15 protein-coding genes are annotated in these 12,976 nt (G+C 56.5%); 3 read left to right on the top strand and 12 right to left on the bottom strand.

Annotated features, from left to right (window positions below):
• Nucleotides 1–55: 55 nt before the first annotated feature.
• Complete coding sequence (locus tag GS646_RS05915) at nucleotides 56–757, top strand: SDR family NAD(P)-dependent oxidoreductase (protein WP_171647653.1); 702 nt, start codon at nucleotides 56–58, stop codon at nucleotides 755–757.
• Between the two features lie 25 nt (nucleotides 758–782).
• Here the strand turns inward: GS646_RS05915 and GS646_RS05910 are convergent, their stop codons facing one another.
• From GS646_RS05910 to yajC, 10 genes are all read right to left on the bottom strand, one after another.
• Complete coding sequence (locus GS646_RS05910; RefSeq protein ID WP_171647654.1) at nucleotides 783–1,322, bottom strand: DsbE family thiol:disulfide interchange protein; 540 nt, start codon at nucleotides 1,320–1,322, stop codon at nucleotides 783–785.
• Nucleotides 1,315–1,473: a heme exporter protein CcmD gene (gene ccmD, locus GS646_RS05905; RefSeq protein ID WP_171647656.1), complete on the bottom strand. Its 159-nt coding sequence runs from the start codon at nucleotides 1,471–1,473 to the stop codon at nucleotides 1,315–1,317. Before ccmD ends, GS646_RS05910 begins: the two co-directional genes overlap by 8 nt.
• Entirely contained in the window at nucleotides 1,470–2,243 is a 774-nt protein-coding gene (locus tag GS646_RS05900) for a heme ABC transporter permease (protein WP_171090769.1), read from the bottom strand. The genes ccmD and GS646_RS05900 overlap by 4 nt, the downstream gene beginning before the upstream one ends.
• Before the next feature lie 61 nt (nucleotides 2,244–2,304).
• Complete coding sequence (gene ccmB / locus GS646_RS05895; protein ID WP_171185885.1) at nucleotides 2,305–2,961, bottom strand: heme exporter protein CcmB; 657 nt, start codon at nucleotides 2,959–2,961, stop codon at nucleotides 2,305–2,307.
• Nucleotides 2,958–3,572: a heme ABC exporter ATP-binding protein CcmA gene (ccmA, locus tag GS646_RS05890; protein WP_171647657.1), complete on the bottom strand. Its 615-nt coding sequence runs from the start codon at nucleotides 3,570–3,572 to the stop codon at nucleotides 2,958–2,960. Before ccmA ends, ccmB begins: the two co-directional genes overlap by 4 nt.
• A 98-nt stretch (nucleotides 3,573–3,670) precedes the next feature.
• Nucleotides 3,671–4,024, bottom strand: coding sequence for an Mth938-like domain-containing protein (locus tag GS646_RS05885; protein ID WP_171185889.1), 354 nt, complete (start codon nucleotides 4,022–4,024; stop codon nucleotides 3,671–3,673).
• Between the two features lie 12 nt (nucleotides 4,025–4,036).
• On the bottom strand, nucleotides 4,037–4,789 hold the full coding sequence (locus GS646_RS05880; RefSeq protein WP_171185890.1) for a sulfite exporter TauE/SafE family protein: 753 nt from the start codon (nucleotides 4,787–4,789) through the stop codon (nucleotides 4,037–4,039).
• A complete protein-coding gene (gene secF, locus GS646_RS05875; protein ID WP_171185892.1) occupies nucleotides 4,782–5,750 on the bottom strand; it encodes a protein translocase subunit SecF in 969 nt (322 codons plus the stop codon). The genes GS646_RS05880 and secF overlap by 8 nt, the downstream gene beginning before the upstream one ends.
• A 1-nt stretch (nucleotide 5,751) precedes the next feature.
• Nucleotides 5,752–7,413, bottom strand: a complete 1,662-nt coding sequence (secD, locus tag GS646_RS05870; protein WP_171185894.1) for a protein translocase subunit SecD — start codon at nucleotides 7,411–7,413, stop codon at nucleotides 5,752–5,754.
• Between the two features lie 33 nt (nucleotides 7,414–7,446).
• Nucleotides 7,447–7,734, bottom strand: coding sequence for a preprotein translocase subunit YajC (yajC, locus tag GS646_RS05865; protein ID WP_171090782.1), 288 nt, complete (start codon nucleotides 7,732–7,734; stop codon nucleotides 7,447–7,449).
• A 201-nt stretch (nucleotides 7,735–7,935) separates the two neighbouring features.
• Here yajC and GS646_RS05860 point away from each other — a divergent pair, with 201 nt between their 5' ends.
• Entirely contained in the window at nucleotides 7,936–9,600 is a 1,665-nt protein-coding gene (locus tag GS646_RS05860; protein ID WP_171185896.1) for a mechanosensitive ion channel family protein, read from the top strand.
• Nucleotides 9,601–9,672: 72 nt separating this feature from the next.
• Nucleotides 9,673–10,965, top strand: a complete 1,293-nt coding sequence (gene serS, locus GS646_RS05855) for a serine--tRNA ligase (RefSeq protein WP_171185898.1) — start codon at nucleotides 9,673–9,675, stop codon at nucleotides 10,963–10,965.
• A 55-nt stretch (nucleotides 10,966–11,020) separates the two neighbouring features.
• On the opposite strand, the gene GS646_RS05850 is transcribed toward serS, so the two are convergent.
• Both GS646_RS05850 and GS646_RS05845 read right to left on the bottom strand, forming a co-directional pair.
• Nucleotides 11,021–11,656, bottom strand: coding sequence for a helix-hairpin-helix domain-containing protein (locus GS646_RS05850; protein WP_171647659.1), 636 nt, complete (start codon nucleotides 11,654–11,656; stop codon nucleotides 11,021–11,023).
• Nucleotides 11,657–11,745: 89 nt separating this feature from the next.
• Complete coding sequence (locus GS646_RS05845) at nucleotides 11,746–12,729, bottom strand: fatty acid desaturase (RefSeq protein WP_171090790.1); 984 nt, start codon at nucleotides 12,727–12,729, stop codon at nucleotides 11,746–11,748.
• Between the last annotated feature and the right edge of the window lie 247 nt (nucleotides 12,730–12,976).

The following is a 12,976-nucleotide window of genomic DNA, read 5'->3' as shown; positions in this document are numbered from 1 at the left end:
CAAGGCGACCAGATTAAGCGTTGAAACAAATCCACTTTACAGATTTGGTGTGCCTATGGACAAAGTTGCATTGATAACCGGCGGCGCCCGAGGGATTGGCCGGGCAATCGTCGAAAACCTTGGTCGAGATCACAAAATTGCGTTTACGTGGTTAAACAGCGCCCCCGATTTGGATGTGTTGGACGGCGACGTTCTGGCGATACGCTCAGACCTGACGCAGCAAGATCAGCCCACTCGCGTGATTGATCAGGTCATCGCACAGTTCGGACGGCTGGATGTTATTGTGAACAATGCCGGGCTTGTCCGCCCAACGCCTAAAGAGGCGTTCAATTTCCAGGATCACAGAGACATCCTTGACCTGAATTTGCTTGCACCCGTGGCCCTTCTGACCGCCGCCCTGCCCCATCTGCAAGCCGGGGCATCCATCGTGAACATCTCGTCCATGAACGCAACCCTCCCACCGCGCGATGCCGCGACCTATGGGGCCAGCAAAGCTGCGCTTAACCTGTGGACCCGTGCCATGGCCAAGGAGCTGGGCTCGCAGGGTATCCGCGTCAATGCGATTGCCCCGGGCGCGATCAACATCCCCGAGGCTCCACGCTCTGACGATCTGACGGAGTTGTTTGTCAAAGACACCGCCCTTGGCCGGGTTGGCGTACCGGAAGACATCGCCAAAGTCGTGCGGTTTCTTGCCTCGGACGAAGCGGGGTTCGTAACCGGTGAAGTCTTGGGCGTCACCGGAGGCTATCGGTTGTAATTCTAGCTGATGCAAAATGAGGGCGTTATCCGCCCGCAGCTTTTTCCAACGCAGGGCGGATCGTGCTTTCGATCACACGCTGCGTAATAGGCCCGGCAAAGCGCAGGATGATGGTGCCATCACCGTCAATCACATAGGTTTCAGGCACGCCGTAAAGGCCCCAATCCAACGCCATGCGGCCTTGCTCGTCGCGTCCCATCGCGGTGTAAGGATCGCCTAGCTCGGTCAGAAATGCGTCTGCGTTGGCCAACTGGTCCTTGTAGTTGATACCATAGACCGGAATGCCTTCTTTCGCCAAAGCGTCCAGATTGGGGTGTTCGGCCCGGCAAGGGGCGCACCAACTGGCCCAATAGTTGACCAGCTTGACCTCTCCGTCGCGCAGGGTTGCGTCATCGAATGGGGTTTTGCCAGGAAACTCGCTTAGGACCACCGGTGGGGCGGGCTGCCCTTCCCGCGCGGATGGCAGAGCGTTTGGATCGTCGCGGAACATGCCGATTCCGGCCAATACGGCAAAGGCACCAAAAATCAGCGGCGGAGCGATCATCAAGGGCGAAATCTTAGCCATTGCGCGACATCCTTTGTTCGACGTGTTCCATATCTTTGCGCACCTTGCGTCCACGCATCACACTGAACGCAACCAACGCCACCAGAAGAACGATAGACACGGCATAAGACGACAGAACCGCATCAGCATATTTTCCAAGATCGGGAGTCATCCGCCCACCCTTTCCCGCGCCATCAGCGCCTTGATCCGACGCGCGCGAATTTCGGTTCCGGTACGGTACAGCACCAATGCGATGAACAGCAAAACAAAGCCGATGATGCAGACCAGCAGCGGATAGAAGAAAATGTTGCTGACCTTTTCTTCGGTGTCTGTCCCGGTCACTGCTGCTGCGCGCATGACAGATGCGCCCTGATGAAGCCCCTGATTCCAGAAGTTCACCGCATAACGGCTGAGGATCGCAAAAACAGACCCCACAAGGCACAGGACCGAGGTCAGGTCGGCCGCCGTATCCGGGTCTTCAATCGCTTCCCACAGGGCGACATATCCCAGGTAGAACAGGAACAGGATCAAAAACGAGGTCAGTCGCGGATCCCAGGCCCACCAGGTGCCCCACATCGGCTGCCCCCAGATCGCGCCTGTCAGCAAAGCAATAAGGGTCATCACAATCCCAATCGGTGCCGCCGCCCGCGCTGCCAGCGCACTGACATGGTGACGTCGTACCAGCCAAACCAACGACGTCGCCAGCATCATAAGCCAGCAGTTGATCGCCATCAGTGCCGCAGGCACATGCAGATAGATGATCTTGACCGTCGACCCTTGTTTGTAATCGTCCGGCGTAAAGAAAAAGCCCCAGATCAGCCCAACGACGATGCAGGCAATCGAGGTGATCCAGAAAAACGGGAGGACACGCTCGCTGGTTGCAAGAAACTTGCGCGGGTTGGCATATTCCCAGAGGGCATTGGCTTTGGCTGCGATAGACATGGGCCCTATCTAGTCCGAGTTGGGGTGGTTCTCAATTGACCTCGGTCAATATTGAGACGGTTCACCGCAGATTGATCCGCAACACTGCCGCGCTGGCAAAGGGCAACAGCGCGATCGTCGCCGCCGTGATGCCTGCCAGCATGAGCAAAGGCGTCTGTACTTCCATCCCCGTTGCACCGCGACGCGCAACCTCGGCCCCGAAAATCAATGTGGGCACGTATAGCGGCAGCACCAGCAGTGATAAAAGCAAGCCGCCACGCTTCAAGCCGACGGTCAAAGCTGCGCCAAAAGTTCCGATCACGCTCATCGCAGGGGTGCCGATCAGCAGTGAAATCACCAGCCAGAAAAAACCCGGCACAGGAAGATTGAGCAATACCCCCAGGAACGGAGCGGCTAGAACCAGAGGCAATCCTGTGGTCAGCCAATGCGCCAAAGCCTTGATGGTCACAACCGATTCCAGTGGCAGCGGCGCGGTGGCCAACAGGTCCAACGACCCGTCCTCCCAATCCAAGGCCAGCAAGCGGTCGAGCGATAGCAAACAGGCCAGCAACGCCCCCAGCCAAAGAACACCGGGTGCGATGGTCGAAAGCAGCGAGGATTGTGGCCCAACAGCAAACGGCACCATCACGGTCACGATCAGAAAAAACGCCAGTCCCAGTCCAAAACCGCCGCCTGCACGGAAGGCCAGTTTCAGGTCGCGCAGTAAAAGGGCGATCACAGGAAGCCTCCGTCGAAATCGTCAATGGGTTTGGGTTTGGCTTTGTTGGGTCCCACGTCCAGAACCTCTCCGTCCAGGCCAAGATCGATATGGGTCGCAATCACGGCCGACCCACCCTGTCCCAGATGGGCCCGCACCGCATCGGCAAACATCTGCACCGCGTTTTTGTCCAGCGACACGGTGGGCTCATCCAGCATCCAAATCGGTCGTCCAGTCACCAGCATCCGGGCAAGCCCCAGCCGTCGCTTCTGACCAGCTGATAGATTACCGGCATGGCGATCGGCCAACTCGTTCAGATCAAACGCATCCAATGCGTCTTGTATACCGCTTGTCCCAAAGACCGAGGCCCAGAAGGTCAAGTTCTCGGTCACCGTCAGTGTCGGTTTCAACCCGTCCGAATGCGCCGCATAGGCAATTTGATCTTCAGCACCTTCGATGGTTCCTTCAAGGGGTGGCTGCAAGCCCGCCAAAGTGCGCAGAAGGGTCGTTTTGCCGATCCCGTTCGGCCCGCGCAAGATCAATGCCTTACCGGGCGGCAGTTGAAAGCTGAGACCTTCCAGCACTGGAATGCCCCCACGCGTGATCGACAAGTCGGATACAGTCAGAGTCATGAAACCCGCTTAGCGGATTGTTTGCAGGGGCAAAAGGCAAGATTTGCCGCAGGGTCGCAGCGACATTGCCGAGTCCCGATGCCGAAACAGGGAGCCTGTCAAACAGGTATCAACGCAAGCGCGATCCGACGGCCTTCCGAAAGTAGCACGTTATAGGTGCGGCAGGCGGCAGGTGAGTTCATGATTTCGACACCGATTCCGGCGTTCTCCAGATCGGCACGCAGAGTTTGCGGAATGTGAGACACATCTTTGCCAGTGCCAATAAACAAGACGTCGATATCATCGGCGAGGTTCAGAAGCGATTGAACATCGTCATAGCCGCTCCAGCCCACAGGCCCTGCCGGGCCGGTCAGAACGGCACCTTCGAACACCTCTCCGCCAATACGAAAGAACCCGGGGCCGTAACCGTCCACTGGTTTTGCATCGCTAAAGGTCACTTGGTTCAGACGCATGTCGTTCCTCCGTCAATCCAGGATCGGCAGTCCGGACACCACCGCGATCAAAATGACCGAATAAGCCGCCACGCGATAGATGCGTTCCAGTTTGGGATCAAACACGGCTTTACCGATAAGCGTGGTGATCAGATAGGGCACCCCCAGCAAAAGGACAATCCACAGGATCGACATATCCGCCGCGCCTCTGATCAGGATGTTGAAGACAATCGCAATATCTAGCAATGCTAGGAAGATGATCGTATTGGCGCGAATTTTACGCACGTTCGTTGAACTTGCCAAATAGAAGACAATGACAACCGGGCCGGTCAGGCCAGTCATTCCGCCAACCACCCCAGCGCTGCCTCCGATGGCAAGTCGACCGGGCAGGCCCAGCCGTCCTTCCCAACGCCATCCGGTTATGACAGCAAACAGGGTCAGGCCGATGATACCGCAAGCAATCCAGCGCAGAATGATCGTGTCCACCTGCGCCATAATCCACAGCCCCAGCGGTACGGTAATGGCTGCCGCAATACCCAAAGTGCTGATTTCGGATTTGTCACATTCACGCCAAGCCTGCGGTGCCAGCGCACAGGTCGAAACAATACCTGTCGCTGCCATCAGAAACACCACATCTGCAATTGGCAGGAACTGAGTGGCGACCGGGACAAAGATCATCGCTGTCCCAAACCCGGTGAAGCCGCGGACAAGGCCCGCGGCTCCGATGGTCAGGATCAGCCAGTTCAGGCCCGGCAATGCCAGGGCCTGCTGTAATGCGTCAGGCATCAATGTTGGCAAACTGGTTACCCGCCGTATTCGACGGTTTGGACCAGTCGCGCTTGACCCCCAGCCACAACAGGATTGTCGAGGCCACAAAGACCGACGAATAGGTTCCGACGATAACACCCCAGATCATCGCAAAGACGAACCCTCGGATTACGTCCCCACCCAGCACATAAAGCGAGATCAGCGCCAACAGAGTGGTGACCGAGGTCATGACCGTACGGCTGAGGGTTTCGTTGATCGAGATGTTCAGAACCTCTTTGAGATCCTTTTTCTTATATTTGCGCAGGTTTTCCCGCACGCGGTCGAACACAACCACCGTGTCGTTCAGCGAATAGCCCACGATGGTCAAAAGCGCCGCGATAATCGCCAGATCGAACCGGATTTGCAGTTCCGAGAAGATGCCGATGGTCAGGATCACGTCGTGCACAAGGGCAGCCACGGCCCCCAGCGCAAATTGCCATTCGAAGCGCAGCCAGATGTACACAAGCACCGCGCCGATAGCCAGCGCAACGGCAATAACCGCAGTCTGGATCAACTCACCAGATACCTTTGGTCCGACCGACTCCACCGAGACAAACTGAATGTCAGGCACAACGGTTTGCAGTGCGCCCTCGACGGCGGTGATCGTGGCGGCCTCAACCGCTTCTGCATCCGCCTGCGCCTGAATTCGGATCATGGCGACGTTTTCGTCCGGGCCGAAGGTCGGATCGAAAATCTCGGTGATCGTCACATCACCCAGCTCCAAAGGCGCAATCGCGTCGCGGTAGAGCCCCACATCTATCGGCTGCACGCTTTCCGTACGGATCGTTGTACCGCCACGGAAGTCGATACCGAAGTTCAAGCCCTGCAACATGAAAGAAGCAAACGCCACAACCATCATCAGGCCCGAGATGCCCAGCCAGATTTTCCAGCGGCTGAAGAAATCGAACGAGGTGTTCTGGGGTACGAGTTTCAGTCTCATGTCAAACCTCGATCATTTTCGGACGGCGGCGTTCGAACCACATGACGACCATCAGGCGCGTCACGAAGATCGCGGTAAAGACTGAGGTCAAAATGCCCAGCCCCAGCGTAATCGCAAAGCCGCGCACCGGACCACTGCCCATGGCAAACAGGATGGTTGCAGTGATGAATGTGGTGACGTTGGCGTCCAAAATGGCCGACAGCGCCTTTTCATAACCCAGCTCAATAGCCCGCGCCGGGCCTTTGGCAGACTTCAGTTCCTCTCGGATCCGCTCAAAGATCAGCACATTGGCATCCACCGCCATACCGACTGTCAGAACGATGCCAGCGATACCCGGAAGGGTCAGCGTGGCTCCGATCAGGGACAGCAATCCGAACAGCAGGCCCACGTTGATGATCAGGGCGATGTTAGCAAAAATGCCAAACAGCCCATAGCTGAGGCCCATGAAAACCAGCACAGCCGCAAATGCCACGATGGTGGCAACTTTACCTGCATCAATACTGTCTTGCCCCAGTTCGGGACCGATCGTGCGCTCTTCCAGGAACTCCAGCCCGGCAGGCAACGCGCCCGCCCTAAGCAGGATGGCCAGGTTGGTGCTTTCCTCGACGCTGAAGTTGCCGGTGATGATACCAGACCCGCCCGGGATATGGCTTTGGATCACAGGGGCGGAAATCACCTCGTCATCCAGCACAATGGCAAAAGGCGCGCCGATATTGTCGCGAGTATAGTCGCCAAACTTGCGCGCACCCGAGGTATTGAACCGGAAGCTGACCGCAGGGCGTCCATTCTGATCAAACGAAGGCTGTGCATCCACCAGTTCCTCACCCGTCACAACCGGAGCGGATTCAATGGTGTAAAACACGCCGTTTTCGTCAATCGAAGGCACAACCTCTTCACCGATCCCGACAGAGGCGTCCGGGTCACTTCCACGTCCAGCGACAGGATTAAAGGTCAACTGAGCCGTGGTTCCGATGATTTCCTTGAGCTCTCCGGCACTGCCGATGCCCGGCACCTGGATCAGGATACGATCCGACCCCTGGCGCTGAATGGTGGGTTCGCGTGTACCCACCTCGTCAATCCGGCGGCGGATGATTTCAAGCGACTGACGCACGGTCCGGTCGTCCGACGCCAGCTTTTCCGCATCGGACAGTTGAACCAAAATAGTGTCGCCGTCTGCGCGGGCCTCAATATCCGTGGCTCCGACACCGGTCAGGGTTTGCACCTGACGGGCCAGTCCGCGCACCACTTCCAACGCGCGGGAGATCCCTTCGGGCTGGCTGATCCGAACACGAATCTCATCTGGGGCCGAGTCCTGACGGCGGATTGTGCCGACCGTCGCACGTTCGTCACGCAGGGCATCCCGGATTTCGGGCCACATGGCCTCCATCCGGGATTCGTAAACGTCCTGCACCCGAACTTCAGCCAAAAGATGCGCCCCGCCGCGCAGATCCAGACCCAAGTTAACCAAAGATGACGGCAGCCATGTGGGCCATTCCGCCGCCTGAGCTTGCATCTCGGGCGTGTCGTTGCCCAACTCGATGGCAACTTTTGCGTCGTTGGATTGTTCGACCCGCGTGTAGAACGCGTTTGGCAGGGCCATGAGCAAGCCGGTCACGCAGACCAGCCAGATCAGAACCCGCTTCCAGGTATCAATTTGCAGCATTACCCTGCCTTTTCAAGGGATTGTCGCGCGAACTTACTTCGCAGGTTCGGTCTTGTTCAGAACCTGAGCGATGGTCGACTTGACCACGCGGATCTTGACACCCTCGGCGATCTCGACCTCGATCTCGTTCTCACCTTCCTTGACCTTGGAGACTTTGCCAATCACCCCACCCTGAGTAATCACCTGATCACCCCGGCGCACGGCTTCGACCATGGCCTGGTGTTCTTTCATTTTCTTCTGCTGCGGACGGATCAGCAGGAAATACATGATCGCGAAAATCAGGATCAGCGGGAGAAACTGGGCGATTGCGCCACCTTCCATGGGATATTCCTTTGTTCAGATCTTGCGGTACCGTTCCGCAAATTTGGCCGGAACCTATGCTTTGAGATGCCTGTTTGCAAGCAAAGGCGTTGATGTGTCTCACTTGAAAAAGACTACGACCCATCAACTAAGGACAAAGCGTTGCAGATATGTCCTAGGAACATATGCAAATCCGGTTATAGTTTGACTGAAGGGGGACATATGACACTGCCATTCAAGCCTTTCCTTTTGCTATGTTATTTGCTGATCACCATATCTGTGGGTTTGACGCTTTCCCGCCCGGCGCAGGCGCAAGAAACACCCTCTGAAATCGCTGAACCCGAAGCAGAAGAAGCGGACAGTTTCAAAGCGCCTGTCATAGTGGACGGCGAAATGTTGTTCTTCCTGCGTGGGTCCAGTGCCCTGCCCGCGCCGGAACGGGCGGAAGGCGTTCAGGACAAGATCATTGAGGTTGCCGAAGCCTCAGAAAGTCCTGCGGTCGACATCGCTTTTGAAGAAACCGATCTGGGCGTTCGCATCCGCGCCGACGGTGTGATCGTGTCAATCGTGACCGTTGCAGACGCCGAATTGGATCAGATGGAGCTGGATGTTCTCAGCTTCCTTCATGGTCAGGCTATCGAAGAAGCCATCCTCGCCTATCGTGCCAACCGCACGGACCAGGCGCGGGTGTCAGGGGCAATTGAGGCTGCGGGATGGACACTTGGTTTTGTCGCTTTCGTGGCGCTGATCCTATGGCTGCATCGGCGGATAAGGCGGCGTACCCTGAAACTGGTAAAGCGATATTTGAAGGATGTTGAGACGGCGACTGCCAAAAGCGTCCAAGCTGAAGCGATCGCAGCCCTGATCCGGTACGGATTGAATTTCATCCTACTGATTATCTTCTTTCTGGGTTTCTACTATTACCTGTCTTTCGTCCTTCTCGCATTTGCCGAAACGCGTTATTTCGCTCAGCTGCTGCTCACTTACCTGACAGAACCTGTCCTTTTGATCTTCAAAGGCATCCTCAGCTACATTCCCAACTTGATCATGCTGGGCCTAATCACATGGGTCACGATGTATATCATCAAAGGGATGCGCGTGTTCTTCGATGCGGTCGAAGCGGGCTCGTTCGATATGGGCGATTTCGAGAAACACTGGGTCAACCCGACATTCAATATCGCCCGTGTCATCGTGATTCTGATCGCGCTGGTTTTTGCTGTCCCCTACATCCCCGGCTCGGACTCGGCGGCGTTTCAGGGGCTGACCATTCTGGTCGGCGCAATGCTGTCGCTGGGCGCTAACTCGGTCGTGTCCAACATGCTGGCGGGATTGTTCGTTATTTACCGAAGATCCACCTCAATAGGTGACCGTATCCAGATCGGAGATCACATCGGAGACGTGGTTCAGATCAAACTCATGGAAACGCATTTGAAGTCGATCAAGAACGAATTGATCTCGATTCCAAATGCGCAACTGATGAATTCAGACGTAGTGAATTTTTCAAAGAAGACCGATGGCAGCGGGCTGTTGCTGCACACAACGGTCGGCATCGGGTATGAAGAGCCGCCCGAAAAGGTCGAGGCGATGCTGATCGAGGCTGCCAATCGCACAAAAGGCATCAAGGCCAAGCCCGAACCATTCGTGTTGTGGACCGCGCTGGCCGACTACGCGATCAACTATCAGATCAACGGCTACACAACGCGCGGCAGTATCATTCCGAAAATCCGCTCGGACCTGCATCGCAACATTGTGGCCGTATTCAACGAGAATAACGTGCAGATCATGACGCCGTCTTACATGGCCGACCCGCCGGAACCAAAGATCCCGACAGAAGAATGGGATGGGCACTTGGCGCATGAAATCCACGACGGGGACGATAAGTCGTAACCGGTGCTACACCCTGCCCGACAGATGGTGCATAAGCGTTTTCAGTGATTCACGCATTTAAGGATCTGAGACATGCACGACATCCGCGCCATTCGCGAAAACCCTGCCGCCTTCGACGCCGCCCTTGCGCGCCGTGGGGACGCGCCGGTGTCGTCAGACCTGCTGCGGCTGGACGAAAGTCGCCGAGCCAAGATTCTGGCCGCCGAGACCGCGCAGGCTGAGCAAAACAAAGCCAGCAAAGAGGTCGGTGCAGCCAAAGGTCGCGGTGACGAGGCAGAGTTCGAACGCCTTCGCGCGCTTGTCGCCCAGAAGAAGGCCGAGATCGCCCAGATGCAGACCGAGGCAAAGGATCTCGACGCGCTGCTGACCGATCAACTGGCCCGCATCGCCAATCTGCCTGCCGATGACGCGCCTCAAGGTGCGGATGAGGACGACAATGTCGAGGTGAATCGTTGGGGCACCCCGCGCACGTTCGCCTTTGCCCCGAAAGAGCATTTCGAAATCCCAGCCGTTGCCGCCGCGATGGATTTTGAAACGGCCGCCAAGACCAGCGGCAGCCGCTTTGTTAACCTGTCAAAGGGCGTCGCGCGCATCCATCGCGCGCTGGCTCAGTTCATGCTGGATACTCATATCGACAAGAACGGGCTGACCGAGATGCAGACCCCGGTTTTGGTTCGCGATGAGGCGATGTACGGGACAGACAAGCTGCCAAAATTCGGTGATGACAGCTATCAGACAACCAACGGCTGGTGGCTTATCCCGACGTCTGAGGTGACACTGACCTATTCGGTCGCAGGTGACATTCTGGATGAAGCTGCCCTGCCCATCCGCATGACGGCGCACACAGCTTGCTTTCGCTCCGAAGCCGGTAGCGCGGGCAAGGACACGTCAGGCATGCTGCGTCAGCACCAGTTCGAAAAGGTTGAAATGGTCTCGGTCACGCATCCCGACAAGTCGGATGACGAACAAAAGCGCATGCTGCGCTGCGCCGAGGACCTGCTGGAGCAATTGGGCATTCCCTACCGCACCGTTGTTCTTTGCACCGGAGATATGGGTTTTGGTGCACGCCGTACATTCGACATCGAAGCATGGCTGCCCGGTCAGAACACGTATCGTGAGATCAGCTCGGTCTCGACCACCGGAGCGTTTCAGGCACGCCGCATGAACGCCCGATTCCGTCCCGAAGGTGGTGGAAAACCGGAATACGTTCATACGCTGAACGGCTCGGGTCTGGCCGTTGGGCGCTGCCTGATTGCTGTGTTGGAAAACGGCCAGAACGCAGACGGCAGTGTAACCCTTCCGCAAGCTCTCAGCCCTTATCTGGGTGGCAAACTGACGCTGCAACTGGACGGCACATTGGCATAAGAAAACCGACGCCCCATAAGGCGTCGGTCGCATATGATGAAAAGGCGGAGAAGACTTATTTCTTCGCCTTTTTCTTATCCTTTTTCTTATCCTTTTTCTTGTCTTTCTGCTTACCGTCTTTTTTGTCGCCCTTTTTCCCGGCGTCTTTCTTTTTGTCGTCCTTCTTGGACTTCTTGCCCTTTTTGGACTTGGCTTTCACCTTGTCCTTGGCCTTGGAAAACGCGGCTTCCATTTCGGCACGCTTCTTGGCGGCTTTTTCAGCCTTGGCTTTGGCCTTGGCCTTTTTGCGGGCTTTAGCCTCGGCGGCTTCAGCGGCTGCTTTTTCTTCTGCTGCCTTCTTCGCCGCCTCTTCGGCGCGTTTCTCGGCGGCGGCGGCTGCAACGGTCTTGCGGGCGGCCGGGCGTCGTACCGCAGGCTTACGCGCCGCAGGTTTTTGAGCAGCAGGTTTACGAGCCGGAGCCCGGCGCGCAGCGGGTTTCGTGGGTGCGGGTTTAGCGGCAGCGGTTTTTGAAGAAGTAGCCTCTTTTGCAGCAGCTATGAGCACCGCAGCACGCGCCAGACCAATCCGGGGAACCTTGACCAGATCTTCGGGCTTGGCCTTGGCAATCGCCTCGGCTGTCTTAAAGCCGTTGGTGGACAAAGCCGTGGCAAGCGCTTCGCCCACACCTTTAACATCGGTCACTGCGGTCATTCCGGATCCTTTCTCTTTCTCCCTGCATTAACGTATATACACAAGATATACGCTACTTCAAGCCGCGGGTCCAAACCGCGCGACTCTGTTTAACTATGGGCCAAGTCCGCCGTACGCCCTTTCTTTGGGAACGGCACCAAACGTTTGGCGTCCTCATCCCAAAGCTTGAGGTTCAGCGCTGCGACCGCCTCGGGGAACTTGATCCGACGCGGAGTATACTCGGGTGGCAAATTGTAATGGCAGGCACGCAGACGATAAGATGGAATGCGTGCGTTGAAATGGTGAATGTCGTGCAAGGTGATGCAGGCCACTGCGGTGTCGAACCACCAGCCAAAATCCAATGCGGAAGAGCCTTGCAGCGCCGCAAGTTGCGGATCCAGATCCGGGCGACGATCCCAGTACGTGTCCTCGAAGTTGTGCTGAAGATAGACAAGGAACACACCCAGCATCCCACCCAGAAGTGAGAAAACAAGCCAGACCAGAATGCCGGTACTGCCGGCAATCAAATAAAGCAGCCCCAGAAAAACAACGATCGAAAGATTGTGCAGCAACACGCCTTTCAATCCGAACCGCATGGTGTTCTTGGGCCAGCGATACCGGATGAAATAGGTGAACAATGCCCCCACCGGCACCAGGACAAACGGGTTGCGATAAAGCCGATAGAAAAGGCGTTTGCTCCAATCGGCCTCGTTCCATTCGCGCAGGGTCATTGTGTGAATTTCGCCGGTCTCGCGATGTTCAAGATTGCCGATCCCCGCGTGGTGCAGATTGTGGTTCTGCTTCATCACCTCAAATGGGGCAAAGGTAAACGGTGACAACCCATGCCCCGCCCATTCATTCTGCTGTCGCGTCTCGAACAGCGAATGATGGCCGCAATCATGTTGCAACACATAAAGCCGCACCGCCGAGAAGGCAAAGACCACACCCGCAGGAACCATAACATACCAGCGATCCACATATCCGATCGCCAGCGCCAGCGATGCAAAATACACCGCGAAAGTTCCAAAATAGCTCAGCGCTGCAAGCCTGTTGTCCTGAACAGCGTATTGCCGCGTATATTCCCTCAGATCCATCCAGCCCTCTCCCACGATGGCCTGTTAAATTTGAACTAAAAATATGACCTGGTTGAACAGGTGCAAGCCGCGCAAACAAAAACAAATGCACGCAAGCGAATGCTAGCGTGCCGAAAAGGCGCTGTCACGTCTTTGCGCCGAAAATGCTGAAAATTGGCGCAGTTACGCGCTCAACCACAAGTTTCCGTTGGACGATGCTGCTTTGTTCTTACCAACAGGTCTGACGAAAAGGCCCGGCTCTGCGTCG

The sequence above is a fragment of the Ruegeria sp. HKCCD4315 genome (assembly GCF_013112245.1).
GTDB lineage: Bacteria > Pseudomonadota > Alphaproteobacteria > Rhodobacterales > Rhodobacteraceae > Ruegeria.
The sequence above is the reverse complement of the archived record's forward strand: the minus strand, read 5'-3'. Positions and strand labels throughout refer to the sequence as shown.